The organism is Rhodobacter xanthinilyticus (genome assembly GCF_001856665.1).
Taxonomy (GTDB): domain Bacteria; phylum Pseudomonadota; class Alphaproteobacteria; order Rhodobacterales; family Rhodobacteraceae; genus Rhodobacter; species Rhodobacter xanthinilyticus.
Genome location: NZ_CP017781.1, coordinates 138,143 through 163,262, shown reverse-complemented (window position 1 = coordinate 163,262; position 25,120 = coordinate 138,143). Strand labels below are relative to the sequence as shown.

Below are 25,120 nucleotides of genomic sequence, written 5' to 3'. Positions count from 1 at the left end.
CCCTCCTGAATTTTCCAGCTTTAGGATAGTTGCGCCACACAAAGTGAGGCAGAACCGATTTAAGGGCAACGCGACACTTGGGGGCAGGGCCGCGCGCCCTGACCTCAGGTTTTTGCAGCAGGTCGTGGGCCGTCAGAAACGCTGCGCAGCGAAGGGTGCGAGCGAGATCGGCGGGGCGCGCCGTGCGGCAAGGCTCGCGACCAGTTCCGCCGTTCCCGCGGATTGGGTCAGGCCGAGATGTCCGTGCCCGAAGGCGTAGATCACCCGCTCGGCGCCGGGCGCCCGCCCGATGACCGGCAGGCTGTCCGGCAGCGAGGGGCGGAACCCCATCCATTGCGTCCCCCCCGTCGGATCGAAGCCGGGCAGGAATTCGACGGTCTTGCGCACCAGAAGTTCCGCGCGCTTGTAGTTCGGCGGCAGTTTCAGCCCGCCGAGCTCGACCGCGCCCCCGACCCGCAGCCCGTCGCCGATCCGGCTGACGACGAAGCCGTGGTTCGAGAAGGTCAGATGCGTGCGCAGATCGAAGCTCGCCGTCGGGAAGGTCGTATTGTAGCCGCGTTCCGTGTCGAGCGGGATCCGGTCGCCGAGCATCCGCGCGATCTGGTGCGACCAGGCGCCGGTCGCGACGACGAGTTGATCGGCGCGCAAAGTGCCGGCCCCTGTCGTGACCTCGACGCCATCCGCGCCCGCGCTCACGCCCGTGACCTCGGCGATCTCGATCACGCCGCCGGCCGCGACGAAGGCGCGTGCCAGATGCTCGGTCCAGAGCGCGGGATCGACCGTGTTCATCCAGTCGGGCGTATATCCCGCATGGGTGAAGCGCGGGCTGAGCCCCGGCTGGATTTCCGCAATCGCCTCGGGGCGCTCGAACAGGCTGAAGGCGATGCCGTGACGGCGGCGCTGTTCCCAAGCGGGCAGGGTCGCCTCGAACTGGGCGCGGCTTTCATAGACCTGAAGCTGGCCATCGCGGCGCATCAGAGGCTCGCCCGAGACCCGCGCGATCAGACGCTCGAGCGCCTGCTGCGAAAGCTGCATCAGGCCGGACTGGGCGTTCACCGCCGCATCGTAGCGCGATTTCGCGGTGGCCCGCCAGAAATGCAGCATCCAAGGCAGGATCTGCAGCGCATAGGCCGGGCGCAGCGACAGCGGCCCTAGCGGATCGAGCAGCCATTTGGGCGCCTTGCGCATGATGCCGGGGGTTGCGAGCGGCTCGACCTCGGCGAAGGCGAAGGCACCGGCATTGCCGCGCGAGGTTTCGGCGGCGATGCCCTTGCGATCGAGAAGGCGCACCCGGTGCCGGTCCGCCTGCAGCGCAAGGGCGGTGGTCACGCCGATGATTCCCGCGCCGATGACAAGGATTTCGTTTCGGGTCTGATGGCTCATTGCAGCTCTCGATCGCTTTGAAAACGAAGGTGCTCCCGGCGCGGGGCGCCAGGAGGAGAAGTCAGAGGGTGATCCCCTGCCGGAACGGATCCTGTTCCAGGAAGATCAGCGTGCTTTCCGCCATGACATAGGCCCGGCCGGTGATCGAGGGGATTACGCCGCCGTTCGGCCCCTTGCGCCACGACAGGCGATAGGTGCTGCCGATCACGCTTTCCTGCACGATCTCCTCACCCTCGGCCAGACGCCCCGCTGCGGCGAGACAGGCCAGCCGCGCCGAGCTGCCGGTGCCGCAGGGCGAGCGGTCATAGGCATCGTCGGGGCAGAGCACGAAGTTGCGGCTGTGACCCTCGGGGGTTTCGGCGGGGCCGTAGAAGATTACGTGATCGACCGGCATGCCGCCATCGCCGCCCAAGCCCAGGGCCCGCAGCGTCTCGCGCACCGCGACGGTGACATCGGTCAGTTGACGGATGTTCGACGAGGTGACGGGGATCGGGCTCGGATCGACGAGGAAGAAACAGTTGCCGCCATAGGCGATGTCGCCCGTGACCGCGCCGATGCCCTCGATCTCGACCGAGACATCCGTGCAGATGCGGCGGCTCTCGATATTGGTCACCTTGACGGTATTCGCGTCGAGCACGTCAACCGTCACCACGCCGACCGGGGTCTCGATCCGGCTTTCGCCGAGCCCGATGCGCCCCATGTGCACGAGCGTCACCGCAAGCCCGATCGTGCCATGGCCGCACATGCCCAGCACGGCCTCGGCGTCGAAATAGATCACGCCGGTCACGCAGCTCGGATCGACCGGCTCGACCAGCAGCGCACAGACCATCGCCGCCTGACCGCGCGGCTCGAGGATGACCGAGCGGTAGAAATCGCGATACTCGGTCGCCAGCCGCGCCGCGCGCTCGGCCAGCGGCCCGGACCCGAGGTCCGGACCGCCGTCGAGGATCACGCGCGTGGGCTCGCCCCCGGTGTGACTGTCGATCACATGCATTCAGTGATCACCCCGCCCTGTTTCGACCAGTTCGCGAACCAGGCGTTGAACTGATGGAACTGCGTCTCGCAGAACTTCGCCTGCGAGGGCGAGAGCGCGTCGGTTTCGTTGAAGTTGAGCGCGTATTCCGCCTCGCCCTTCAGCACCATCAGATGCTTGAAGTAGAGCACGAGATCGACGCCTTCGTCGAATTTCGCGAGCACCGAGAAGGCCTCGGCCAGCTCGCGGGCGCGCAGATCCGCCTCGGGGCAGCCTTCGGCCGCGCGGCGCGAGAGCGCAACCTGCAGCAGCGCCACCTCGGGGAAGATCGTGCCGATGCCGGTGATCGTGCCGACCGCGCCGCATTTGACGAAGCCGTGGTAGACCTCGGTATCGACGCCGACCATCAGGATCACTTCGTCATCTTGCGACGTGATATGCTCGGCCGCATAGCTCAGATCGGCCTTGCCGCCGAATTCCTTGAAACCGATCAGGTTCTTGTGCTCGGCCCGCAGCGCGAAGAACAGGTCCGCCTTGGTCGCATAGCCGTAGTAGGGGCTGTTGTAGATGATCGCGGGAACATCGGGCGCGGCGTCGAGGATCGCCTTGAAGTGGTTGCGCTGAGCCGCAACCGACAGCCCACGCGACAGGACGCGGGGGATGACCATCAGACCGGCCGCGCCGATCTTCTGCGCATGGGCGGCATGGGCGACGGCGGATTTGGTGTTGATCGCGCCGGTGCCGACGATGACCGGCACGCCGGCCTTGGTCAGACGCTCGACGCCCTCCATCCGCTGTTCGTCGGTCAGCAGCGGCCAGTCCCCGCACGAGCCGCAATAGACCACGCCGGACATGCCCGCGGCGATCATCTCCTGACCCTTGCGCACCAGCGCATCGAAGTCGGGTTGCAGGTCGGCAGTGCAAGGCGTCAGCAGCGCGGGGATCGTGCCGAAAAACACATCTTTGTTCATGGGTGGCTCCGTTTGTTATCTGGATTCGAGTGGGAGGAAGGCAGTCGCACGCGCTGCCCTGTTCGGTCAGGTCTGCGCCGTGGCAATCCACGCGGGCGGCGTCGCAGGGGCGAGGCCGGTCCGCGCACTCTCGGCGCATTGCGCGAGCGATCCGAAGCGGACCGTGCGATTGCTCAGCCCCGGCGCGTAATGCGCGTATTTGCCGGAATTGGTCATCAGCACCTTGGCCTGCGGCGGAAAGACAGGTTCGGAGATCGAGCACCAGCACAGGTCGGGGATGATCCTGACGCCTGCGGCCGCGAGCCGGTCCTTGACGCCGTTCGCCGCAATCTCGCCCAGCGTGCCCCGCCCAAGCGTGACGATGGTCGTCACCTTCGGGTCGACATGGGTGCCATCCATCAGCTGCGCAAACGCGGCGCATTCAGCGGCTGAGAAATGCGGGCTGCCAAGCGCCACCAGATCCACCTGTTCGTCGCCCAGATTGAACTCGCGCCACAGGCGGGCGAAGTCCTCGGGGCCGAGCGTGACATGATCGGCCTCGGGCGCGGGGGTGAGATCTGCCTCGGGTGTGACGCCCGCGACATGCAGCATCGGCGAGGCCGAGGTCGTGCCATAGGCGGCGCAGAGTGCCTTGAGATCATCTTCCGACGGTGCGGTATCTTCGAGCCCCCGGATCAGCGGAATGCGGTCCGGTGCGGCCTGACCCACGAGCCAGCCGAGCATCGGCCAGAAGGCATCGTCGGCGCCGACCGGGCGCACCACATCGATGATCCGTCGCGGCGCGCGGTTGTGCTCGAGATAGACACCCACCTGCGCGGTGCGGCCGGTCAAGGCAATGCAGAGATCCATGAAATCCGCGTGCTTCACGGTGCGCGCGCCCAGCACGCTGTTGGCATAGAGCACAGCGTTGCTTTCGGCCCAGGCGATGTCCTCGCCCGCGGTGGGGCGATCGGCCAGCAGATAGGGCGCGCAGGTAAAGCTCGGACGTGCCCCCATCTCGAGATAGGCATCGGCCAGCTGCGCGGCGGGCGCCCCGAAGGCCGCATCGACGCCTTGGGCGCGCCAGTTGGCATGGTCGACGGAAATCGCGTTCATCGTGGTCGGCACCCGCACCCGCCCGCCTTTGTCCGCCATCGCTCGGGCGAATGTCAGGAAGGCGGGGCTTGCGTAGATGCAGCCGTCGATGTGAACGCGGCTCACGTCGGTCAGGCGGGGCGCGCCCTGCGCCGTGGCCATGGTGGTGATGATCTCCATCGCGAGCTGCGCGGCCGGTCCGTATTCGCCCGCGAGGAAGGCGCGGTCACCTTCGGTCAGTTCGAGGGCGTCGGCCGATCCCGCGGGTTCGAGCGGCCAGACATGTCCCCCGGCTTTCAGATGTGTGGGGGTGATCTCGGCCTCGGTTTCACGGGCAAGCGCGTCATATTCGGCGGCTGTCAGGCGCAGCACGGCAATCGCGTGGCCGAAGAGCCGCCCCGCGACCAACGCGCCAAGCGTCAGGATGTCCTCGCCTTCACGGAAGATCAGCGCGCGCGGTGCCGCCCCGGCGAAGGCGAGGCCCAGCAACACACCACTTCCGGTACACGACCCGCGGCTGGTCGGCATCATCACGACGTGCCCGGCCAGCGACCGGCCATGCTGCGGGTGGTGGGCATCGACGATCTCGCCCGTCGCGGGATTCACGCCGCCCCAGACGCTGAGCCCCTCCTCGCAGACGAGAAGCGGGCCGTGAACTGATGCAGGGACGATCGATGTCGCCATGAGTCACCTCGTCGCCTTCCAAAAAATCGGCATTCTGCTCAGTTCGCCCATGGCGTCATCGCAGGAACCGACTTTGGGATTCTCTTTTTCATGGACGGATTGCTAATGTTGCACTCGCCATGGAAATATGCTTAAACGATCACAACTGGTAAGAAAAGAAAAATATGACGCAAATGGAAAAATCTTCCCGTGACGACGCCGAACTTGACGCGGCCAATGATGATTGGGAAGCCGAACGCCTGCAACTGCGCTCGGATCTGGGTAGCCGGATGAAGGCGGTGCGTCAGGCTTGCGGGCTCACGCTCGAGGTTGCGGCGCAGCGGAGCGGGCTTGCACTCTCGACGATCCACAAGATCGAGAATGGTCGCGTTTCACCCAGCTATGAGAATCTGGTCCGAATCGCGCGTGCCTACGACATCGGGATGGAGCGGCTGTTCTCGTCCGATCACGAGGCGCATCAGACGACGCGCATGACCGTGACCAAGGCGGGGCAGGGGCGCAAGGTGCGCGCCAAGCATTTCGAATACGAGGTGCTGTGCAACGCGCTCGCCGAGAAAAAGATCATCCCGCTGGTCACGCTGGTCGAGAAACGCGCGCCACTGGCCCCCGAAGACCTCGAGTCGCATGCCGGCGAGGAGACGCTCTATGTCCTGTCGGGGCGGATCGAGCTTGTGGTCGAGCACTATGAACCTGTCGTGCTCGAACCCGGAGATTGCGCCTATTTCGACAGCACGCTCAAGCACGGGCTGCGCGCACTCGACGACGACGAGGCCCGCATCTTCTGGGCCTGCACCTATATCGACGTGGACAAGAAGGTCGCGAACGACCCGGCTTGACCGCACAACACCTACCGAAGGAGCCTTGCCGACCATGGCCGAGCCGCATGTCATTTCCTACGAAGCGCTTCTCGCGCGGGTCCAGACGATCTTCGAGCGCGCCGGTGTGCGCCCCGAAAGCGCGCAGGCGGTGGCCCGGGTGATCGTCGCGGGCGAACGCGACAACTGCAAATCGCATGGGATCTATCGCATCGAGGGCTGCCTGCGGGTATTGGCGGCAGGCAAGGTTTCGCCCGATGCGGAGCCGGAAATCCACGACGCGGGCAAATCGGTGATCGAGGTCGACGCGCGGGGCGGTTTTTCGAACCCGGCGTTCTATGCCGCCAAGGATCTGCTCGCCGAACGGGCGCGCGAAACGGGACTCGCCGCGCTCGTGATCCGCGACTGTCTGCATTTCTCGGCGCTCTGGCATGATGTCGAGGCGCTGGCCGAAGAGGGGCTCGCCTCGCTCTCGATGTGTCCGAGCTATTCCTTCGTTGCGCCCGCGGGCGGCAAGGAGCCGCTTCTGGGCACCAACCCGATCGCCTTCGGCTGGCCGCGCCCGGGCGCGCACCCCTATGTGTTCGACTTCGCGACCAGCGTTGCGGCACGCGGCGAGATCGAATTGCACCGCCGCGCCGGCAAGCCGATCCCCGAGGGCTGGGCCGTTGATCGCGAGGGCAATCCGACGACCGACCCCGACGCCGCGCTCGACGGCGCGATGCTGACTTTCGGCGGGCACAAGGGGTCGGCGATCTCGACGATGGTCGAGCTGCTGTCGGGCGCGATGCTGGGTGAATTCATGAGCAAGGAGGCGCTCGACTTCATGGGCGGCACCGATCTGCTGCCGCGCCACGGGGCGCTGGTTCTGGCGCTCGACCCGCAGAGCTTCGCCGCGCGCAGCGGGCGTGATCCTATCGTCGAGGGCGAGAAGTTGCTGACCGCGATCGGGGCGCAGGGCGCACGCCTGCCGTCCGAGCGCCGGTTCGAGGCGCGCCGCAAGGCGATGGCCGAGGGGATCGCGCTGAGCGCGGCCGAGATGGCGCAACTCGATCGGTTCGAGGCAAGCGGTCTCGCCCCCGTCGACGCCTGATCCGATCCGTCCGAATGGCAAAAGGCGCGGGAACACCCCCGCGCCTTTTCCTTTGGGTGGGGAAGGGGCTTGGCCCCTGCCGCTGTCTTAGCGCACGCTTGCCAGAAACTTCTGGGTTTCCGGGTGCTGCGGGTTGCCAAAGATCTGATCCGGTGCGCCGATCTCGGCCATGATGCCCTTGTGGAAATAGGCGACCCGGTCCGACACGTCACGCGCGAAGGCCATCTCATGCGTCACGCAGATCATGGTCATGCCTTCCTCGGCCAGCATCTTCAGCGTTTCGAGCACCTCACCCACCAGTTGCGGATCGAGCGCGGAGGTCACCTCGTCGAACAGCATGTAATCGGGCGACATCGCCAGCGCCCGGGCGATCGCCATGCGCTGTTGCTGCCCGCCAGACAGGCGACCCGGGTAGGTGGTCAGCTTTTCGCCCAGCCCGACGTGCTTGAGTTGCTTCTCGGCGATCGCCTCGGCCTCGGCCTTGCCCAGACCCAGCACCTTGCGCGGCGCGAGGGTCACGTTCTCCAGCACGGTCAGATGCGGGAAGGCGTTCCACTGCTGGAAGACGATGCCGATCTTTTGCCGCAGTTTGTTGAGGTTGGTCGACTTGGCATGGACCTCGACGCCATCGACCATGATCTTGCCGGAATCGATCGGTTCGAGCCCGTTGATGCAGGTCAGCAGCGTCGACTTGCCCGAGCCAGAGCCGCCGATGATGGTGACCACCTCGCCGCTCTGGACGGTCAGGTCGATGCCCTTGAGAACCTCGAGCTGGCCAAAGGATTTGTGGACGTTCTGGATCTCAATCATTGGACCACCTTTTTTCGAGATAACCGCCGAACCGGGCAAGCGGGAAGCTGATGAGGAAGTAGAAGGCACCGCAGATCATCAGAAGGAACAGCGGCTCCTGCAGGCGCGTGATGAGGATCTGGGTCGATTTCAGAAGCTCGGTCACCTGCACGACATAGACGAGCGCCGAGTCCTTCATGACGCCGAGCGCAAGGCCGATCCACGAGGGCAGCGCGACCCGCGTGGCCAGAGGCATCACGATGTAGCGCATCTCCTGCAGCCAGCTCATGCCGAGCGAGCGCGCCGCGCGCCGGGTCGTGGCGGGCACCGCGTCGATGCCGCTGCGCACGATCTCGGTGCAATAGGCGGCCGTGTAAAGCGAGAGCACCATGCAGGCGATGGTGAAGCCCGACAGTTGCAGGCGCAGCACCATGCCCATGAAGGCATTGCCCAGCACCAGCTGAATGAGCAGCGGCACCGAGCGGAAGATGTCGAGGAAGAACGTCAGCGGCGTCGCCAGAACGGCCCCGAGCTGAACCCGGATCACCCCGAAGAGGATGCCGAGCGCGGTCCCGATCGTGACCGAGATCGCCGTGACGAAGATCGTCATTCCCGCGCCCTTGGCGAGGAAGATCAGATCGGCAGAGGTGAGGGCGGTATCGAACATGGTCGTGTCTCCCTCAATACCGGAACAGGCGCGCGGCAATCAGGCGCGCGCCGAGCGTGATGATCTTGGTGATGACGTAGAAGATGACCGCGGCAATAGCGAACAGCTCGAACGTGCGGAAGGTAAGCGCGTTCAGATCCTGCGTGACACCATAGAGGTCGGTGTTCATGCCGACGGTGACTCCGAGTGATGTCATCAGCACGGCCCAGACCACCTGGTTGGTCATCGGCAGGAAGGAGATGCGCAGCATCTGCGGCAGGATGATGTAGCGGAATGCCTGAAGCTGGGACATGCCCAGCGAACGGCCCGCGCGCGTCTGCGTGTGGGGAATGGCCTTGAGCGCGCCGCGGAAGTTCTCGGCGAGATAGCCCGCGTTGTTGAAGGTGATCCCGATCAGCAGCGAGACGAAGGGGCTGAGGTGGATGCCGAAAGTGGCGATCCCGAAATGCGCCATGTAGATCTGGAACAGGGCGGGGGTGTTGCGCGCGATCTCGACCCAGCTGGTCGCGACGGCGCGCAGTGGGCGAGAGCCGGAGAGGCGCAGCAGGGTCAGAAGGATGGCGAAAGCGATGCCGATCAGCATCGACAGCACCGCCACTTCCATCGTCACCACCGCACCGTCCAGCATCTTGGGAAGCCGGGCAAGCGCCTGGTTCCACTGGAAGGTATATCCGAACATTGCTGTGTCCTGCCTGATGGGATGCAGAAGGAAAGGCGGCGCGAGCTTCCCCGCGCCGCCTTCGTTTCCGGCGTCCGATTAGCGATAGGCGTTCGGAACCGTCAAGGACGGGAGCTCACCGCCGACCCACTTTTCATAAAGCTCGGCATAGCGGCCGGTGCGGATCTGCTGGTTCACGAACAGGTTCAGATAGTTGATCAGACCGTATTCGTTGCGGTTGGTGAACAGCGCGACATAGTCGGTGTCGAAGGGCGCTTTGCCGACCACCGAAACCCCGGGGAAGTTGCCGGTCTTGACGTTGGCCATTGCCACGGTCGAGGTCGAGACGGTCGCGTCGAGTTGGCCCTGGCTGAGCGCGAGGAAGACGTCGGCCTGGGTCTGATAGGGACGGAACGAGCCTTCACCCCATTCGGCGACCTGCTTTTCCAGCGCGATGGCCTCATAGGTGCCGGCGACGGCGCCCACGGTGTGACCTTTCATCCCTTCGTAGGAGGTGATGCCCGATTTCTCGTTGGCGGTGACGGCCATTTCAAAGGCGAAGTAGGGGATCGAGAAGCCGACGGTCTTTGCGCGCTCGAGCGTGTCCGAGGTCGAGGCGACACCGACATCGACGCGGCCCGACATCAGCGCGGGGATGCGCTCGGGAAAGGGCGTTTCGACGATCTCGGCCTTGACGCCAAGCGCCGCGGCGAGGTCGTTGCAGTAGTCAACGTCGAAGCCGATCGGCTCGTTGCTCGCGTCGCGGCTGCCCATCGGCGGGAAGTCGAGCACGACGGCGCAACGCAGCGTGCCCGAGGCGATGATGTCGTCGAGTTTGTCCGCACGGGCGGCGCCGGCAATCGCGGTCCCGGCGATCAGCGCGGCGATCATGGTGATCTTGTTCATTGTTGAACCCCTCTGTTGATTCTTTGGTCGACTGTGGCGATCTTCTACTTTGAGAGAATAAATAGTCAAATAAGAAAAATGCTGGCGAAAAAAGAAAATTCTTGCTAGGTGCAGGCCGTGGCCTAAAGCACTGAATTCTGGCGGCGAAAACGCCGCGCCGCAGAGTGGCAACAAGTCAAATACGAAGTGGCGGCGCATTTCCGAGAACCGGAACCCCGCGCGCCAGCATCAAGGGAAGGGCTCCAGATGACTTTCGAACCCCATGGCAAGCACCTGATCGCGGGATCGTGGATCGCAACCGCTCAGACGTTCCGGTCGGAACCCGCACACGGCCCGGCGCATGAATTTTCGGTCGGAACGCCCGAGTTGGTGGATCAGGCGGTCCGCGCGGCCGAGGAGGCGTTCTGGACCTATGGCTACACGACGCGCGAGGCGCGGGCGGAGTTTCTGGACGCCATCGCAGACGAGATCGAGGCCCGCGCCGAGGCGATCACCGAGATCGGCACGCAGGAAACCGGCCTGCCCGAGGCGCGCCTGAATGGCGAGCGCGGGCGCACCACGGGGCAGCTGCGGCTCTTTGCGAGCCATATCCGCACGGGCGACTATCTCGACCGCCGCCACGATGTCGCGTTGCCTGATCGCGCGCCGCTGCCGCGCCCGGATCTGCGCATGATGCAGCGCCCGATCGGCCCGGTTGCGGTCTTTGGCGCGTCGAACTTCCCGCTGGCCTTCTCGACCGCGGGTGGCGATACTGCGGCGGCGCTTGCTGCGGGCTGTCCGGTCGTGGTCAAGGGGCACGGCGCGCATCCCGGCACGGGCGAGATCATCGCCGAGGCGATCCTTGCGGCGATCAACACGTGCGCTATGCCCAAAGGGGTCTTCTCGCTCGTGCAGGGCGGCAAGCGCGATGTCGGGCAGGCGCTGGTGCAGCACCCGCTGATCAAGGCGGTTGGGTTCACCGGCTCGCTGGCCGGCGGTCGCGCCCTGTTCGACCTTTGTGCACAGCGCCCCGAACCGATCCCTTTCTTCGGGGAACTCGGATCGGTCAACCCGATGTTCATGTTGCCCGCCGCGATCGCCAGCCGGGGGGCTGATCTCGGCCGTGCCTGGGCGGCTTCGCTTGCGATGGGCGCGGGTCAGTTCTGCACCAACCCCGGGATCGCGGTGGTGATCGAGGGCAGCGAGGCGGACGCCTTTGTCGAGGCCGCGCGCGTCGCGCTGTCCGAAACCGGTGCGCAGGTGATGCTGACCGAGGGGATCGCGGCCGCCTATGCCCGCGGTGCCGACAAGATGGGCAAGCAGGCCGGGGTGCAGGATCTGCTGACCTCGATGTGCGACCGGCGCGAGGCAAAGCCCTTCCTGTTCCGCGTCTCGGCGCAGGACTGGATGGGCAACCATGCTCTCGCCGAGGAGGTGTTCGGCCCGCTTGGGCTAGTTGTCGTGGCGCGCGACGTGGATGAGATGCTGGACGTCGCGCACAGCTTCGGCGGACAGCTGACCGCGACGCTGCATATGGATGCGGCGGACGCGACCCTGGCGCGGCGGCTCATGCCGATCCTTGAGCGCAAGGCCGGGCGTGTGCTGGCAAACGGCTTCCCGACCGGCGTGGAGGTTTGCGACAGCATGGTGCATGGTGGGCCTTATCCGGCCTCGACGAACTTCGGGGCGACCTCGGTCGGAACCTTGTCGATCCGTCGCTTCCTGCGCCCGGTCTGCTATCAAAACATCCCGGCGGCCCTGCTGCCGGAGGATCTGGCGTAACTCGATACGATTGCCCGGGGGCCTGAGAAGATCGGGCCCCCGATCCTTTGGGGCCGAGATCCCGGGCGAGTAGGAGCAGCGGCAAAAACGATGGCGCGCCCTGATACAGGGCACGCCATTTTATTTCGGAGCTCTGACCCGGATCGTCAGAAGCCTTCGATCTGATCGGGCAGCCACGTGGCGATCGCCGGGAAGAGTGCGACGATCGCCAGCGTCACAAGCTGCAGGAAGATGAAGGGCAAGACGCCGCGATACATCTGCCCATAGGTCATGTCCGGTGGTGCGATGGATTTCAGATAGAAGATCGACGAGGCCATCGGTGGCGTCAGATAGCTGGTCTGGATCACGATGATGACCATGGTTCCGAACCAGACCGGATCGATCCCCGCCTGCCGGACGAAGGGCGTGAAGAGCGGCACGCAGATCAGCACGTTCGCCGTCCAGTCCAGCACAAAACCCAGCAGCAGCACGATGACGAGGAAGAAGACGATCACCCCGACCTCGCCGAAGCCCGCACTTTCGACGGCGCTGCGGATCAGGCGCGAGCCGCCATTGGCCGCGAAGGTGCCCATGAACATCGTGCCCGCCGCCACGATCAGCAGGATCATCGCCGAGATCCGAACGGTGATCTTGAGCGCCTCGCGCAGCATCCCGATGCTGAAGCGCCCGTAGAAGACGCAGACCACGAGCGCGCCAAGCGCCCCCACCGCGGCGGCCTCGGTCGGCGAGGCGATCCCCGCCAGCAACTCGCCCACCGAGATCTGTGCGAGCGAGGCATACATCACCGCAATGACCGAGGGCGGGATCATCGTGCCGAGCGAGCCGCCCGCGCAGATCGTCCCTGCGATCAGGCTGTTGTTGTAGCGATAGCGTTGCATCGCCGGGATCGCCATCATGCCGATCATCACCTCGACGGCACCCACGACACCAGCGGCCGCGGCAAAGACCGCGCCCATGGCGATGGTGGCGACCGCGAGGCCGCCGGGCAGACGGCCAAGCCAGATCTGCATGACCTTGAACAGCCGTTCGGCAATTCCCGAACGTTCGAGGATCGCGCCCATCAGCACGAACATCGGAATGGCGGCCAGGATGAAGTTCGTCGCCGCCGAGTAGAACGATCCATAGAGCTGGCCGAAGACGTTTGGACCAAAGGCGACGAGCCCGGCGCCCGCAGAGACGATCGCGAGTGAAAAGGCGACGGGAATGCCCGCAAGCACGAGTGCGAACAGGGCCGGAAACATGAGGGCGGCAACGGTCATCGGATCAGGCCTTGAGTTCGAAATCGGTATCGGTGGAGTCTTGGCGCAGGATGGCGCGCAGCCCATGCACGGCAATCTGCAACGTCAGCGCCAGAAGCCCGAGCGCCAGCAGCCCGTAGAACGGCCACATCAGCGGTGCCCAGGGGCTGACCATCTCGACTTCGGCGGTTTGCCAGGCGCGCCAGGCGCGGCGGATCGCGAAATCGCTCAGCATCGTGAAGATCGGCGTCAGCATCAGCAGGAACACGACCCCCTCGACGGCGCGACGCAGGCCCGCGGGCATCTTCTGCGCGAGGAAGTCGATGCGCACATGCGCGTCCTCGCGCAGGGCATTGGCCGCGCCCAGGATGAACAGCGTGCCCGTGCACATGTAGGAAATGTCGAAGGCCCAGATCGTGGGCGCCGAGAACACATAGCGCGCCGCGACCTCGTAGATCATGGACACGACCAGAACCAGTGTCACCAGATCCGCGATGCGCGAAAGGATCGCCGAGATCCGGTCAACGATAGTCAAGAGTGTCGTCATGGGGAGCGTCCTGAGGAAGGTGGTCCGGGCCCCGAAGGGCCCGGAGGTTGTGCAACCGGATCAGTTCTGGTTGCGGATCAGATAGGAGCTTTCAGCCGGCCGGCGTTAGTGTCCGCGGACGTGGTGTAATTTCATCGCCGTCGACGGTGTAATCCCGGGTGGCCATCGAGGTGTATGGTCGAGGTGGAGTTTGGCGACTTCAACCACGGACCACACGGAGACCCCGATGACCAAGACCAACATGGACCAGTCCGAGCTTCTGGCAAAGCACGATCAGGGAGACTTCCTGCGCAGCATCGCCGAGGCCGTGCTTCAGCTGATCATGGAGGCCGATGTCGACGGATTGCTGGCGCTTATCACGATGTCCCGCCGATGGGACGCGATATCTATCGATTTGTTGGCGACTTCTTCACAAACCACATAATAGGTGACGCGAGCGCGCAGGACGGTGTGGATATTGGCGTGGAGATAGATACGTCCCCGATCACCGCGCCGCCGGCGCCGGATCAGCCCTGATCTCGCTGCGGTCGTGCCCGCCCGCGCTGCAATCGGCGGCGACCTGGGCCGAGCGTCTGGTCCTTGTCGGGGTCCGCTCCAGCCGGCCGTCCGGCCCCGGCTTAGACCGAGCGGCCGAAATGGCCCTGCGCGCGGGGAGGCCCGGGGCCATGGAAAAGGCGGCCCGAGGGCCGCCTTTGGGCGTGTCGCTAGGTCGAAGCGGCAGGTCAGCCGTTGTCTTTCGGGCTCTTGCCCGCCACCAGCGCCTGCACCGTGTAGACGAGGATCGCGAGCCCGACCGCGCCCATGCCCGCGACGCCGAGCAGCACGATCCAGTCGATCGGCCCGCCGATATCGCCAAGGCCCGAATGGGTCACCCATTGCACGAAGACCACGGCGGCAACCGCCCCCACCGGCATGAACAGTTGCGCGGTCAGGAATTTGCGCGCCGACAGGTGGCGGTCGCGGATCAGCACGAAGATATAGGCCAGCGTGATCCCGGCCGCGACCGCGACCATGGTCCAGAACAGGCCCCGGCCGAAGATCTCCTCGAAAACCGCGATCAGGGTTTGCAGCGTCAGTTCCTTCATGATCCTCTCCTCAGGCCTTGCCGCGCAGCATCGCGTTATAGGTGGGTTTGAGCGCGATTTCCTTCATCAGCCAGGAAATCCACAGCTCCTCGAGCGGCGCGATCACCCCGGGGAAGGAGGGGGTGAGGTTGTTCTTGTAATCGAATTCGATCAGCATCGCGCGGCCGATCTTGGTGATCATCGGGCAGGAGGTGTAGCCGTTGTAGACCTCGGTGCCCTGCCGCCCGGCGATCTCGGAGACCAGATGGTCCTCGACCACGGCGACTTGCCATTTCACGCTGGCGGCGGTCTTGCCCTTGGGCACGCCGTTGATGTCGCCCACGCCGAAGACATTGGGGTAGCGCAGATGGCGCAAGGTGCCCTGATCGACCTCGATCCAGCGCCTCATCGGCGCCGTGCTGTTCGAGCAGAACGACGAATGGCAGACCTCGAGCCGCTACATGATGGTCGAGGCCTTCGCCCAGATCGACAAGGAGGAGATCGACCCCATTCTCAGCATCACAACGAAAGCCGCCTGATCATGACCTCAGGCCACCAGGGAAATTACACCAGCTTGACGGACGTGACCCCTGCGGTGCCCCTTGCCGTGCAGACTGGGCGTAAAGACCGCACCGATCTCTGCTGATCACTTCCACCTCGGGGTGTCGCTTCAGCCAGTTGGTGCAGCTGACAACATCTCCATCCTCAAGAATGTCGATCACCACGCGACGCTCCAAATCGACAATGATCGTGCCGTAGGTCTGCGACTTCCGCCAGCTCCAGTCGTCGATTCCGATGGCCCTCGGCGGCTCGGCGATGTCTTGAGCACGCTTCTTCAACTGCCTGAGCACCGTGTCATCGCTGATCCCAAGGCCCAAGCGGTGCAAGAGCCGCTCGGCCGGCCGCCCGCCGGTCGCATGCCCAAGATGGCCGACAATCTCCCCGACACGCGAAGTACGACGTGCAAATGGACGCGCAATCGAGGCGATTTGGTCCGAGAATGTCCGGCGTGGGCAAGCGGGTGCCTGACATCGCCAACGGCAAATTGCGAGATCAACCGTTACCTTGTCTCCATGCGCGGGATAATCCTGCAGCCGCCGACGCCGCCAGCCGTGATGTCGGCGTGAATGCAATCCACAGTCTGGGCAAATGCCGTCGGGCGCAAAGACGCCAGATACAATCCACCCACCGCTTTCACTTCGCTCAACGCTTTGAACGGCAACATCGCTCCCGGGCGACCAGTGCTTCTTCGAACTCACAACTATCCCTCCTGAATTTTCCAGCTTTAGGATAGTTGCGCCACACAAAGTGAGGCAGAACCGGTTAAAGGCGAAAGGCTCTAGCGGTGCAGGAGGCGATCAACGAGGCGGTTACGTCGAGACATTCAGTTGTGCGCGAAGTCCTTCCCGACATATCGAGGCGCGGCATCGCAATAGACCCTGACAAAAGGCCGGCGGTATACGCCGCCGGCCCAGTCCAACAGGGAGGTAGATGCGTCACACGGGTGCCGCATCGGTTTCCACCGTCGACCTTTAATGCGAGAAAATCAACAAATTGCGGGCTTTCCGCGTCTGACCCTGCAAGCCCGTTGCCGGACCGCCACTTTCAGCAAATCGCCCAGCCCGACCCGATGCAGCATCTCGGCGCGCAGCCGGTCAAGCACGGCGAAGCCGACATCGGCGCCGTCGGCGGCCGGGTCCAAATGCAACCGGAAGGGCCGTGGGCCTGCCGGTTTCGCGACGACTCCGGCGATGAGCTCCGCCACATCCGCGGGGTCGGCGTCCTCGGGAACGATCTCGCCAAAGGCCCTCTGCACGGTTTCGCCAAAGTTCGCGTAGGGGCCAGCCTCGTATTCGGCGAGGCGCGCCTCATCCGCCGGATGGCCCGCATGAGCGAAATGGTTGGTCCCCTTGGTGAAGGCGCCCGGGACGACGATGGTGGTCTCGATGCCCCAGCGGGTCAGTTCCCGCGCGTAGGACGTGGCGAGCGAATCCATCGCCGCCTTGGCCGCGAAATAGGGCGCCAGGTAGGGCGGCACCCCGCCAGCCGAGCTGGAACTGGAAACCCAGACCAAGAGTCCCTCGCCACGCTGGCGCATATGGGGCAGGGCGGCACGGTTCAGCCGCTTCGTGCCCAGGACGTTCACGTCATATTGCTGGGCCAGCTGCTCGGCGGTGAAGGCCTCGTCAGGGCCGAACATCATATGTCCTGCGTTGTGAACCAGCACGTCGATATGTCCGGCCTCGGCGATGACCGTGGCGACGGCGCCCTCGACCGAGCTTTCAGCCTGAATGTCAAGTTCCAGCGGCCGCAGGTCGATGCCTTCGGCCCGGGAAATCCTGCGTAGTTCTTCTGCGTTGCCCGCATTGCGCCCTGAGGTGTCGCGCATTGAGGCATAGACGGTGTCACCACCGCGCGCGAGGGCCAGCGAGGTCAGGCGGCCAAAGCCGCTCGACGCGCCGGTGACGAGGATGATCTTTTGCATCGTCAGGCTCCCCACTTAAACCATGCCGCCATTGGCGCGCAGGGTCTGGCCGTTTATCCAGCCGCCGTCCGGGCCGACGAGGAAGGAAACCGCGTTGGCGATGTCTTCGGGCTGGCCCAGGCGCTCGAGCGGGTTGGCCTTCGAGAGCTTCTCGATGCGCTCCGCCGGTTTACCCTTGAGGAACAGATCGGTGCCGGTCGGCCCAGGCGCCACGGCGTTGACGGTGATCGACTTGCCGCGCAGCTCCTTCGCTAGCACGGCCGTCAGGGTTTCGACGGCCGATTTGGTGGCGGCGTAGATGCCGTAGGTCTCGAACTTCGTGCCGACCACCGACGTCGAGAAGTTCACGATCCGCCCGCCGTCGCGCAGGCGGTTCGCGGCCTCGCGCATGGTGTTGATCGAGCCCTTGAGATTGATGCCGATCTGACTGTCGATCAGCGCGTCATCCGAGTCCGCCATTGTTGCGAGCTTCATGATCCCGGCGTTGTTGATCAGAACGTCGACGCCGCCGAAGGCTTCCTCGGCCTTGTTGAACATCGCGCGGACGGCGGCGGCATCCGACACGTCGGCCCTGGCCGCGACGGCCCGTCCGCCCGCAGCCTCGATTCGGCGGACGGTCTCGTTCGCGGCGTCTTCGTTGCCGGCATAGTTGACGATCACGGTGAAGCCGTCACGGGCCAGGCGTTCGGACACAGCCGCGCCGATGCCTCGCGAACCGCCGGTGACGAGGGCTACTTTGGAGGGATTGCTCATGGGTGTCTCCTGTGCGTTGGGGCGGGTGTTCCGCTGATGAGGGGAGAGATAGATGATGACTTCTGCCGGATAATCAGGCATTCCTTGTCATCATAATTCAGGATGTACGAATAATATGGACAGGCTGGACGCCATGCGCGTCTTCATCCGGGTTGCGGAGCGGCGCAGCTTCACCCTTGCCGCAGCCGATCTGGGCCTGCCGCGCTCAAGTGTGACCGAGGCGGTCAAGCAGCTGGAAGCACGGCTCGGCGTGCCGCTCCTGCAGCGCACCACCCGGAGTGTCAGCACGACGCTGGACGGCGAAGCCTATCTCGGACGGTGCCGTCGGATTCTGGGCGATGTCGAGGATGCGGAAAGCGCCTTTTCCGGGACTGAACCGTCCGGGCTGTTGCGGATCGACGTGCATGGCACCCTGGCGCGGCATTTCATCCTGCCGCGCCTGCCTGAGTTTCTGGAACGTCATCCTGGGATCGAGGTCTATATGAGCGAGAACGACCGTTACGTCGATCTCGTGCGCGAAGGTTTCGACTGCGTCGTTCGGGTCGGGGAGTTGCAGGACAGCGACATGATCGCCCGGCGCATCGCCTTGCTGGAGGAAGTCACCCTGGCTTCACCCGGCTATCTCCACCGCCACGGCACCCCCGATAGCCTCGATTCTCTGGAGGGGCATGTGATGGTCGGTTTCCGGTCCAGTGCGACGGGTGGCCTTCTGCCGCTGGAGTTCACGGTGAAGGGGCGACGCAGGGAGGTGAGCTTGCCCACGCGGCTCTCGGTCAACGCCGCAGAAAGCTATATCGACGCGGCACGCCTTGGCTTCGGTCTTGTTCAGATGCCGCGCTACCATGCCGAGGTGGCCTTGGCCGCCGGTGAGTTGGTCGAGGTTCTGACCGATTTTCCGCCGTCACCCCCGCCGGTTTCCGTCCTCTACCCACGCAACCGGCAACTCTCCCCCCGCCTGCGGGTGTTTCTCGATTGGTTAGGGGCAGTGTTCTGAAGGCGCAGGGCCGGGAGGAGCGGCACCGCCCTCAGCGCGGCAGACCGGACCCGCGCATGGCCGTGAAGATCGTCTGCAGATGCCTGCGCATGGCATCCGAAGCGGCGTCGGCCGCGCCCCGTTGAATGCAGGCGACCACCTCCTCATGCTGTAGGCTGTGGCGTTCGGTGAATTCGGCGACACCGAGTTTTCGGTAGGTGACTTCCCATTCGCGCTGCCAGGCCGCATGGCGGCGCGCGCCCGCGAGATAGTCGAGAAGGCCAAGCAGGATGGGATTGCCTGTTACCTCTGCGATACCACGGTGAAAGGCGGCGTCGAGCCGTTCGCAGTCGGCCCGGGTTGCGGCACGGCGGCCCCGGTCAACCAGATCGGAAAGATAGGCGATCTGGGCAGGGGTCGTGAGCGCAGCAGCCTCGGCGGCGACCGAGGGTTCGAGGGTCAGGCGCGCCTGCATCAGTTGAAGCGGTGAGGCGCCTTGCACCAGAATGGTCCCGCGCACAGGGTGGCCCAGCGGGCGCGGGCCAAGAAACGTGCCTTGCCCGACGTGCCGCCAGAAATCGCCCGCGTACTCCAGCTCGGCCAAAGCCTTGCGCAGCGTCTCACGGCTGCACCCCAACAGATGCGCCATCTCCCGCTCCGGCGGCAGTTGCCCGCCCGGAGCGATGGCCGCCGCCGCGCAATAATCGCGCAGCGCCTCCACAATCTGTCGGGTTCGCTTCGTGGTCATTTGTGCCCCCATACAGACCAATTTGCAGACCAATCCGGCATCATGCAACAGCGGCGCGGCTTGAAGGAGAACGAACATGCTGACAGGTATCATACTCGTCTTGGCCGGCCTGGGCGCCGGTGCGCTCAATGCCATCGCAGGCGGAGGCACCTTTCTGACGTTTCCGGCCCTTGTCTGGGCCGGTGTGCCGCCGATCATGGCAAATGCGACCGCGACCTTTGCCGCCCTTCCGGGCTATGTTGGCAGCGCCTGGGCCTATCGCACGGATATCGATCGTGGCGGGAAACCTCCTCTCGCCCATCTTGTCGGCACGGCGATCGTCGGGGGGCTAGCAGGCGCTGGTCTGCTGCTGGTCACGCCGGAAGAGCTGTTCTCGGGCGTGGTGCCCTGGCTTTTGTTGATGGCGACTCTGGCCTTTGCCACCGGGCCGTCTTTCGTTCGGTGTCTCGCGAAGTCCGGGCACGAGACGTCCAGCCCCGCCGCACTTGCTCTTGTGTTCGTGGTCTCGGTCTATGGCGGCTATTTCAACGGTGGCCTCGGCATCATGCTGCTGGCGGCTTTCGGCGTCATCGGCATGACCGACCTGCACAGGATGAACGGATTGAAGAACCTGATGTCCGTGGTCCTGTCGGTGGTCTCGGTCACGACATATGCCGTTGCGGGCCTGATCGACTGGGGCAACTTGCTGATCGTCGGTCTGTCCTGCGCCATGGGCGGATACATCGGCGCTGTTCTGGCAAGACGGGTGCGGAACACGGCCGTGCTGCGCCTGTTCATTATCGCAATCGGCCTGATCATGGCGGTTGCCTTCTTTATGCGCCCCGCAGGTTGATCTTTTGTCAAACCGGTGAAACTTTCGGCAAAAACTGATCTTGAGGCGTCGCGTTGCACATTCTGAAATCACTTGGCCCGGCGGTGGCCCGCGTTCCAGCCAGGGAGGCGCTGCGCGCGGGGCTTGGCGCGCTGATCGGATTGGGGTTGAGCGGGTTGTTCCTGTTGTCGCCCGCCGTCGATCTCGACCTTGGCCTTTATCTCGTCGCGCCCTTTGGGGCGTCCTCCGTTCTCCTCTTCGCCGTTCCGAACAGCCCCCTTGCACAGCCATGGTCGGCGATTGTCGGCAATACCGTCGCGGCCCTCGTCGGGGTTGCAGTCTGCCTTCTCGTCACGGACCCCGTCTTGCGCATCGCGCTCGCCGTCGGGCTCGCCATCACCGCAACCATCCTGTGCCGCGCAGTCCATCCGCCCGCCGGCGCCGTCGCCATGACCGCGGCGATGTCCCCCGACGCCGTCGCGCATCTGGGGTTCTGGTTCGCCCTGACGCCGATCGCGTTCGGAACCATCGCGCTGGTCCTGCTGGCAACCCTCTACGCGCGGCTGACGGGGCGCCGCTATCCGTTCCGGCAATTCGACGATCCCAGTACCCATGGGACCGCAGATCGCAATCCGACCGAGCGCCTCGGGCTTTCGGAAGAGGAGCTGACCGGGATTCTCGAACGCTATCGCCAGTCGTTCAACCTCGGCGTGGAGGACCTGGCCCGGCTAATCGGGGCCGCAGAACTGCAGGCGGCGGCGCATTCTTCAGGCCCGTTGACTGCGCAGGACATCATGTCGCGCAATCTCGTCACTGTCACGTCGAACACCCCATTGGGCGAAATCGCGGATCTGTTCCGGCAGCATCACTTCACATCGCTGCCGGTCGTCGGCGTGGATCAAACCTTCCTGGGCGTGATCTTCCAGATACATCTCATCAGCCAAGCCCGCGACGATGCCCTGCGCCTTGATCGCGGCTTTCGGGCAACGTTCCGCAGGTTGTTGGATCGGGACCGGGAAAGACCGATGACCGCCGCCGATATCATGAGCGTCGCCGGGCCGCGCGCCACCGGCGCCACCCCGATCGGGGCCTTGCTGCCAATGATGGCCGACGGAGATACGGATGCCGTTCCGGTCCTCGAATACGGCAAGATCGTCGGCATTGTCACTCGGACCGACCTCGTGGCGGCGCTGTCGCGTAGCGCGGCGCGCGCCGGGAGCGTCTGACCGGGTCCCCGATGAATTGAATGTGGCTCAGACCACGTCTCTGATTGCCTGGACCCCGTTCTCGGTCACGATGAGATCAAGCGGGATGTCATGAGGTTGCGGGTAGATGGTCTGAAGGCGCGCCTCTTGAAACCCGATACCGACGACAAAAGGTTTCGGTTTCAGCACGGCCAAAGTTCGGTCGAAATAGCCCCCGCCATATCCGAGGCGATAGCCTTCTGCGGTCCAGCCGACGAGCGGCGCAAGCGCGATGTCGGGCGTCACGACGGTCGCGTCCGAGGGCGGAACGGGAATGTTCCAATCTCCGCGCACCATGCGCGTTTCGGGCGTCCAGCGGCGAAAGGTGAGCGGGGCCGCCCTGGTTTCGACCAGCGGAAGGGCGACGGTTATACCGGCCTTGTGAAGCTCTGCCATCAGCGGGCGCAGGTCGGGTTCGCCCTTGATCGGCCAGTAGGCAGAAAAGACCTTACCCTGCGCCCCGCCGAAACGGTCTTGCAACACCTGCCGCAGATGCCCGGTCAGCGCCTCGCCGATCTCCTTGCGCTCTGCAACCGACAGTGCCAGACGCGCGGCGCGCAGGCGGGCGCGTTCGGCCTTGCGCCAACGCGCGACATCACGTGCCTGTTCGGGATCAACGGCCAGCGGATCGAAATAATCCGGGGCGACCTCGGCGGCATAGCAGGGTGGCGAGGAAAAGCCGCTTTGGCAGCGGAAGCTCTTGAAGTCGTCGCTCATGTCATCGCCTTGAAACCGTTTCGCTCCGTCCCCTCGAGGATACGCCGGGCCTGCGCGATCATGGCGTTCAGGCGCGCGGCCGCAGGGGCGATATCGGGGATATTTCCCGCGCCCTGACCGGAATAGAGCGCCATCGCTTCGAGATCGCCGGTTGTGGTGCGCAAGGGTGAATCCGTGCTGAAGCGCAGGCGGGGCTGATCGTCGTCATGGGCGATGGTCTCGCGCGGCAGGCTGTCCGGGTCGTGACCCAGGTAATTGCCCTTGAGACCCTCCGTCACGCTGTTGCCGATCACCCGCACCGCAGCGCCCTTGGGCCAGTTCAGAACGAACACATCGGTCAGCACCGTATCCTCGCCCGTGGCCTCGACGATGCGGGATTTGTGATAGGAATGCGCAAAGGATTCTTCGGTCGCCAGAAAGGCGGTGCCGCATTGCACGCCGCTGGCCCCGATCGCCAATGCGGCGGCAAGCCCTTCGCCCGTCGCGATCCCGCCCGAGACCACGACCGGCAGGTCGGTCCCGGCCAGTATCCGTTCCGCCAGCCCGAAGGCGGGACTTCGTCCGTGCACATGGCCGCCCGCCTCGATCCCCTGTGCGATGATCACATCCGCCCCGGCCGCTTCGGCCATCCGCGCGGCGGCCTCCGTTCCGACCTGATGCAATACGAGACATCCCGCGTCTTTCACCCGCGCCACCACATCCGGCATCACATCCCAGAAAAAGCAGAAGGCCGTCACGCCAAGATCGAGGCAACAGGCGATCTGCGCCTCAAGCAACTGCGAGTCGGTCGCCGCCGGGATCAGATTGACGGCAAAGGGCCGGTCCGTTGCCGCCTGCATCGCGGTGACCTCCCGTGTGATCAGGTCGATGGGTTCGCGCACCATGCCCAACATCCCGTAGCCGCCCGCATTGGCCACCGCCGCCGCCAGTTCCCATCGGGAAACGCCGCCCATGCCCGCCAGCAGAATGGGCACCTCGCATCCAAGCAGATCGCAAAGCGGCGTTCGCAGAGGTTCCGCACTATGTTGGTCTGTCATTTTTTTCCCTCCCTTTCCAACCATCGGCGCAGGCAGTCCCGCAGCACGACGGCGTTATTGTGTTCCTCGTCCTTAGAGGCATAGAGCAGCGTGACGACATCGCCCTGCGCGTATCCGGCAAGCTCACACACCAAATCTTCGCGCGTGGCGAGTTCCTCTTGATAACGCTTGCTGAATTCCCGCCACCGATCGGGATTGGCATGAAACCAGTGCCGCAACGCATCGCTCGGAGCGATCTCCTTGCACCATTGAAACAGTCGGGCGCGGTCCTTCGCCACGCCGCGGGGCCAAAGCCGATCGACCAGAATCCGCTTGCCGTCCGAGACCCGCGCCGCGCGATAAATCCGCTTGATGCGGATGCGCCCGGCGGGGGTGTCGGAGACGGACGGTCGGGGCGGCATCAGCTGTCCCTTTGGCCCGTGTCGCCGATCATCTCCACCGCCTTCAGCGCGTGGGCCCAGGCCGCCCCGGCGCGCATTTCGGACGCAACCCAGATGGCTTCCATGATCTGTTCGCCCGAGGCCCCCTCACGTTTGGCCGCCTTGACATGGCCCTCGATGCACCACGGGCATTGGGTCACATGCGCCACGGCCACCGCGATGAGCTGCTTGGTGCGTGTATCGAGCGCCCCTTCGGCGAACACCGCTTTCGAGAACGCGCGGAATGCGTCTTCGGTATCGGGTGCCAGGGCATGACGCCGGTCGACAAGGTCCCTGGTGGGTTTTGGGAGGTGTAGCTCAGACATGGCCTGTCTCCCGCGTTTCGAATTGCGGAAACAGCACATCGTTTTCCAGCCGGATATGCTCTTCGAGGTCGTCAAGGAATTCACCGACCCCGGTATAAAGCCGCGTCCAGCTTCGGCAGGCGCCGTCCGGCAATGTCAGGTTGTTGGTCAGGTGCCGGATTTGGCCGACTTCGGCTTCGTGGTCGTCATGATCCGCGCGCATCGCCGCAATCGGCGCATCCAGCCCCGCCGCCGCGTTGCGAATGGCGGGGAACAGGATCAGTTCCTCTTTCTTCATGTGAACTTCCAGATCACCGATCATCCGGTGCAAAAGGTCGGCCAATCCCGCGGGAACATCCGTTTGCCCGGCATGGACCGCTTCGACCTTTTCCGACAGGGTCGCCAGTTCGGGAAGCTGGGCACGGTGTTTTGCGTGATACTCGGTCTCGATGAAACTGGTCAGCTCGCTCGGGTCTTGCGGGGGCAGTGGTTTTGTCATGTTCGTATCCTCGGGTCAGAGCAGTGATGGAATTGTCCGGGGCTTCGCATCCTCGACCGCCATATGCAGCGAACGCGCGATCCGCTCGGCGCGTTCGATGACATGCGCCGCGCCTTCGGGCGGGCAGGTTTCGGCCGCGGTTTCGCGAAACAGCACCAGCCAGCGCTCGAAATGATCCCAGTCCACGGGCAGTCCGACATGGGCCGGCACCGGTGCACCATGATAGCGACCGGTCATCAGCGCGACCGAGGACCAGAAATCCACCATGCGTTCCAGGTGCGGGCCCCAGTCGGTAATACGGGCCGCGAAGATCGGCCCGAGAACGGCGTCGGTGCGCACCTTGTCATAGAAGCGATGCACCAGTTCGGTCAGCTTGTCTTCGTCCAGCCCGGTCCGCGCCATGATCTCGGCGGTCATTTGTGGGCGGACGGAAATGATCTGGGGATCGGCAGATGACATGGAATCCTCAAGAATTTGAGCTTGAGTCTGATGCTATCTTCGATAAA

At 64.6% G+C, this 25,120-nt stretch carries 28 protein-coding genes and 3 pseudogenes; 8 read left to right on the top strand and 23 right to left on the bottom strand.

Annotated elements, in window-relative coordinates:
• Positions 1 to 132 precede the first annotated feature (132 nt).
• The 4 genes from LPB142_RS00850 to lhpI form a co-directional block, all read right to left on the bottom strand.
• Complete coding sequence (locus LPB142_RS00850) at positions 133 to 1,383, bottom strand: NAD(P)/FAD-dependent oxidoreductase (protein WP_068767886.1); 1,251 nt, start codon at positions 1,381 to 1,383, stop codon at positions 133 to 135.
• A 61-nt stretch (positions 1,384 to 1,444) separates the two neighbouring features.
• The gene (locus LPB142_RS00845; RefSeq protein ID WP_068767887.1) at positions 1,445 to 2,377 is read right to left on the bottom strand and encodes a 4-hydroxyproline epimerase; all 933 of its coding nucleotides are present in this window, start codon (positions 2,375 to 2,377) and stop codon (positions 1,445 to 1,447) included.
• Complete coding sequence (locus tag LPB142_RS00840; protein ID WP_068767888.1) at positions 2,368 to 3,327, bottom strand: dihydrodipicolinate synthase family protein; 960 nt, start codon at positions 3,325 to 3,327, stop codon at positions 2,368 to 2,370. Before LPB142_RS00840 ends, LPB142_RS00845 begins: the two co-directional genes overlap by 10 nt.
• A gap of 66 nt (positions 3,328 to 3,393) precedes the next feature.
• On the bottom strand, positions 3,394 to 5,085 hold the full coding sequence (gene lhpI / locus LPB142_RS00835) for a cis-3-hydroxy-L-proline dehydratase (RefSeq protein WP_071165228.1): 1,692 nt from the start codon (positions 5,083 to 5,085) through the stop codon (positions 3,394 to 3,396).
• A gap of 173 nt (positions 5,086 to 5,258) precedes the next feature.
• Between lhpI and LPB142_RS00830 the strand changes: the two genes are divergently transcribed.
• Positions 5,259 to 5,921 (top strand): helix-turn-helix domain-containing protein, encoded by a 663-nt coding sequence (locus tag LPB142_RS00830; RefSeq protein WP_231879145.1) that lies wholly within the window; start codon positions 5,259 to 5,261, stop codon positions 5,919 to 5,921.
• Positions 5,922 to 5,955: 34 nt separating this feature from the next.
• Positions 5,956 to 6,993, top strand: coding sequence for an Ldh family oxidoreductase (locus LPB142_RS00825; RefSeq protein WP_068767891.1), 1,038 nt, complete (start codon positions 5,956 to 5,958; stop codon positions 6,991 to 6,993).
• An 87-nt stretch (positions 6,994 to 7,080) separates the two neighbouring features.
• On the opposite strand, the gene LPB142_RS00820 is transcribed toward LPB142_RS00825, so the two are convergent.
• From LPB142_RS00820 to LPB142_RS00805, 4 genes are all read right to left on the bottom strand, one after another.
• On the bottom strand, positions 7,081 to 7,803 hold the full coding sequence (locus tag LPB142_RS00820) for an amino acid ABC transporter ATP-binding protein (RefSeq protein WP_068767892.1): 723 nt from the start codon (positions 7,801 to 7,803) through the stop codon (positions 7,081 to 7,083).
• The gene (locus tag LPB142_RS00815) at positions 7,796 to 8,449 is read right to left on the bottom strand and encodes an amino acid ABC transporter permease (RefSeq protein WP_068767893.1); all 654 of its coding nucleotides are present in this window, start codon (positions 8,447 to 8,449) and stop codon (positions 7,796 to 7,798) included. The genes LPB142_RS00820 and LPB142_RS00815 overlap by 8 nt, the downstream gene beginning before the upstream one ends.
• A 13-nt stretch (positions 8,450 to 8,462) precedes the next feature.
• Positions 8,463 to 9,128, bottom strand: a complete 666-nt coding sequence (locus tag LPB142_RS00810; RefSeq protein WP_068767894.1) for an amino acid ABC transporter permease — start codon at positions 9,126 to 9,128, stop codon at positions 8,463 to 8,465.
• Between the two features lie 78 nt (positions 9,129 to 9,206).
• The gene (locus tag LPB142_RS00805) at positions 9,207 to 10,013 is read right to left on the bottom strand and encodes an ABC transporter substrate-binding protein (protein WP_068767895.1); all 807 of its coding nucleotides are present in this window, start codon (positions 10,011 to 10,013) and stop codon (positions 9,207 to 9,209) included.
• A gap of 246 nt (positions 10,014 to 10,259) precedes the next feature.
• Here LPB142_RS00805 and LPB142_RS00800 point away from each other — a divergent pair, with 246 nt between their 5' ends.
• A complete protein-coding gene (locus LPB142_RS00800; protein ID WP_071165227.1) occupies positions 10,260 to 11,774 on the top strand; it encodes an aldehyde dehydrogenase (NADP(+)) in 1,515 nt (504 codons plus the stop codon).
• Between the two features lie 146 nt (positions 11,775 to 11,920).
• Here the strand turns inward: LPB142_RS00800 and LPB142_RS00795 are convergent, their stop codons facing one another.
• Positions 11,921 to 13,033 carry a TRAP transporter large permease gene (locus LPB142_RS00795; RefSeq protein ID WP_071165226.1) on the bottom strand — a complete coding sequence of 371 codons (1,113 nt, stop codon included), beginning with the start codon at positions 13,031 to 13,033 and terminating at the stop codon, positions 11,921 to 11,923.
• Positions 13,034 to 13,037: 4 nt separating this feature from the next.
• Positions 13,038 to 13,559 (bottom strand): TRAP transporter small permease subunit, encoded by a 522-nt coding sequence (locus LPB142_RS00790; RefSeq protein ID WP_068767898.1) that lies wholly within the window; start codon positions 13,557 to 13,559, stop codon positions 13,038 to 13,040.
• Between the two features lie 226 nt (positions 13,560 to 13,785).
• Between LPB142_RS00790 and LPB142_RS18900 the strand changes: the two are divergent.
• A pseudogene (locus LPB142_RS18900) lies at positions 13,786 to 13,908 on the top strand (IS256 family transposase); the annotation flags it as partial.
• 373 nt (positions 13,909 to 14,281) lie between these two features.
• Here the strand turns inward: LPB142_RS18900 and LPB142_RS00780 are convergent.
• Positions 14,282 to 14,644 carry a DUF5368 domain-containing protein gene (locus tag LPB142_RS00780; RefSeq protein ID WP_068767900.1) on the bottom strand — a complete coding sequence of 121 codons (363 nt, stop codon included), beginning with the start codon at positions 14,642 to 14,644 and terminating at the stop codon, positions 14,282 to 14,284.
• A gap of 10 nt (positions 14,645 to 14,654) precedes the next feature.
• On the bottom strand, positions 14,655 to 15,032 hold the full coding sequence (locus tag LPB142_RS00775; RefSeq protein WP_071165225.1) for a hypothetical protein: 378 nt from the start codon (positions 15,030 to 15,032) through the stop codon (positions 14,655 to 14,657).
• Here LPB142_RS00775 and LPB142_RS18895 point away from each other — a divergent pair.
• Positions 15,016 to 15,162 (top strand): annotated as a pseudogene (locus LPB142_RS18895) (IS256 family transposase); the annotation flags it as partial. The gene LPB142_RS00775 and the pseudogene LPB142_RS18895 overlap by 17 nt on opposite strands.
• Here LPB142_RS18895 and LPB142_RS19920 read toward each other — a convergent pair.
• From LPB142_RS19920 to LPB142_RS00760, 4 genes and pseudogenes are all read right to left on the bottom strand, one after another.
• The gene (locus LPB142_RS19920) at positions 15,163 to 15,510 is read right to left on the bottom strand and encodes a transposase (protein WP_394328612.1); all 348 of its coding nucleotides are present in this window, start codon (positions 15,508 to 15,510) and stop codon (positions 15,163 to 15,165) included.
• A 195-nt stretch (positions 15,511 to 15,705) separates the two neighbouring features.
• Positions 15,706 to 15,882, bottom strand: a pseudogene (locus LPB142_RS19915) (hypothetical protein); the annotation flags it as partial.
• A gap of 287 nt (positions 15,883 to 16,169) precedes the next feature.
• Positions 16,170 to 17,108: an SDR family oxidoreductase gene (locus LPB142_RS00765; protein WP_068768078.1), complete on the bottom strand. Its 939-nt coding sequence runs from the start codon at positions 17,106 to 17,108 to the stop codon at positions 16,170 to 16,172.
• A 15-nt stretch (positions 17,109 to 17,123) separates the two neighbouring features.
• A complete protein-coding gene (locus LPB142_RS00760; RefSeq protein WP_068768077.1) occupies positions 17,124 to 17,861 on the bottom strand; it encodes an SDR family oxidoreductase in 738 nt (245 codons plus the stop codon).
• Positions 17,862 to 17,976: 115 nt separating this feature from the next.
• Between LPB142_RS00760 and LPB142_RS00755 the strand changes: the two genes are divergently transcribed.
• Entirely contained in the window at positions 17,977 to 18,855 is an 879-nt protein-coding gene (locus LPB142_RS00755; protein ID WP_068768076.1) for a LysR family transcriptional regulator, read from the top strand.
• Positions 18,856 to 18,886: 31 nt separating this feature from the next.
• Here the strand turns inward: LPB142_RS00755 and LPB142_RS00750 are convergent, their stop codons facing one another.
• Positions 18,887 to 19,582, bottom strand: coding sequence for a FadR/GntR family transcriptional regulator (locus LPB142_RS00750; RefSeq protein WP_071165224.1), 696 nt, complete (start codon positions 19,580 to 19,582; stop codon positions 18,887 to 18,889).
• Positions 19,583 to 19,658: 76 nt separating this feature from the next.
• Between LPB142_RS00750 and LPB142_RS00745 the strand changes: the two genes are divergently transcribed.
• On the top strand, positions 19,659 to 20,414 hold the full coding sequence (locus LPB142_RS00745; RefSeq protein WP_068768074.1) for a sulfite exporter TauE/SafE family protein: 756 nt from the start codon (positions 19,659 to 19,661) through the stop codon (positions 20,412 to 20,414).
• A gap of 53 nt (positions 20,415 to 20,467) precedes the next feature.
• On the top strand, positions 20,468 to 21,619 hold the full coding sequence (locus LPB142_RS00740; RefSeq protein WP_068768073.1) for an HPP family protein: 1,152 nt from the start codon (positions 20,468 to 20,470) through the stop codon (positions 21,617 to 21,619).
• A 27-nt stretch (positions 21,620 to 21,646) separates the two neighbouring features.
• On the opposite strand, the gene LPB142_RS00735 is transcribed toward LPB142_RS00740, so the two are convergent.
• From LPB142_RS00735 to LPB142_RS00710, 6 genes are read right to left on the bottom strand one after another with little or no spacing between them, the layout of a single operon-like run.
• Positions 21,647 to 22,354, bottom strand: a complete 708-nt coding sequence (locus tag LPB142_RS00735) for a 5-formyltetrahydrofolate cyclo-ligase (RefSeq protein WP_068768072.1) — start codon at positions 22,352 to 22,354, stop codon at positions 21,647 to 21,649.
• Positions 22,351 to 23,328, bottom strand: coding sequence for an NAD(P)H-dependent flavin oxidoreductase (locus tag LPB142_RS00730; RefSeq protein WP_232230938.1), 978 nt, complete (start codon positions 23,326 to 23,328; stop codon positions 22,351 to 22,353). Before LPB142_RS00730 ends, LPB142_RS00735 begins: the two co-directional genes overlap by 4 nt.
• Before the next feature lie 59 nt (positions 23,329 to 23,387).
• A complete protein-coding gene (locus tag LPB142_RS00725) occupies positions 23,388 to 23,792 on the bottom strand; it encodes a DUF488 domain-containing protein (RefSeq protein WP_068768070.1) in 405 nt (134 codons plus the stop codon).
• On the bottom strand, positions 23,792 to 24,136 hold the full coding sequence (locus tag LPB142_RS00720; RefSeq protein ID WP_068768069.1) for a carboxymuconolactone decarboxylase family protein: 345 nt from the start codon (positions 24,134 to 24,136) through the stop codon (positions 23,792 to 23,794). Before LPB142_RS00720 ends, LPB142_RS00725 begins: the two co-directional genes overlap by 1 nt.
• Positions 24,129 to 24,614 (bottom strand): hemerythrin domain-containing protein, encoded by a 486-nt coding sequence (locus tag LPB142_RS00715; RefSeq protein ID WP_068768068.1) that lies wholly within the window; start codon positions 24,612 to 24,614, stop codon positions 24,129 to 24,131. Before LPB142_RS00715 ends, LPB142_RS00720 begins: the two co-directional genes overlap by 8 nt.
• A 15-nt stretch (positions 24,615 to 24,629) precedes the next feature.
• Positions 24,630 to 25,073, bottom strand: a complete 444-nt coding sequence (locus LPB142_RS00710) for a group III truncated hemoglobin (protein ID WP_068768067.1) — start codon at positions 25,071 to 25,073, stop codon at positions 24,630 to 24,632.
• Between the last annotated feature and the right edge of the window lie 47 nt (positions 25,074 to 25,120).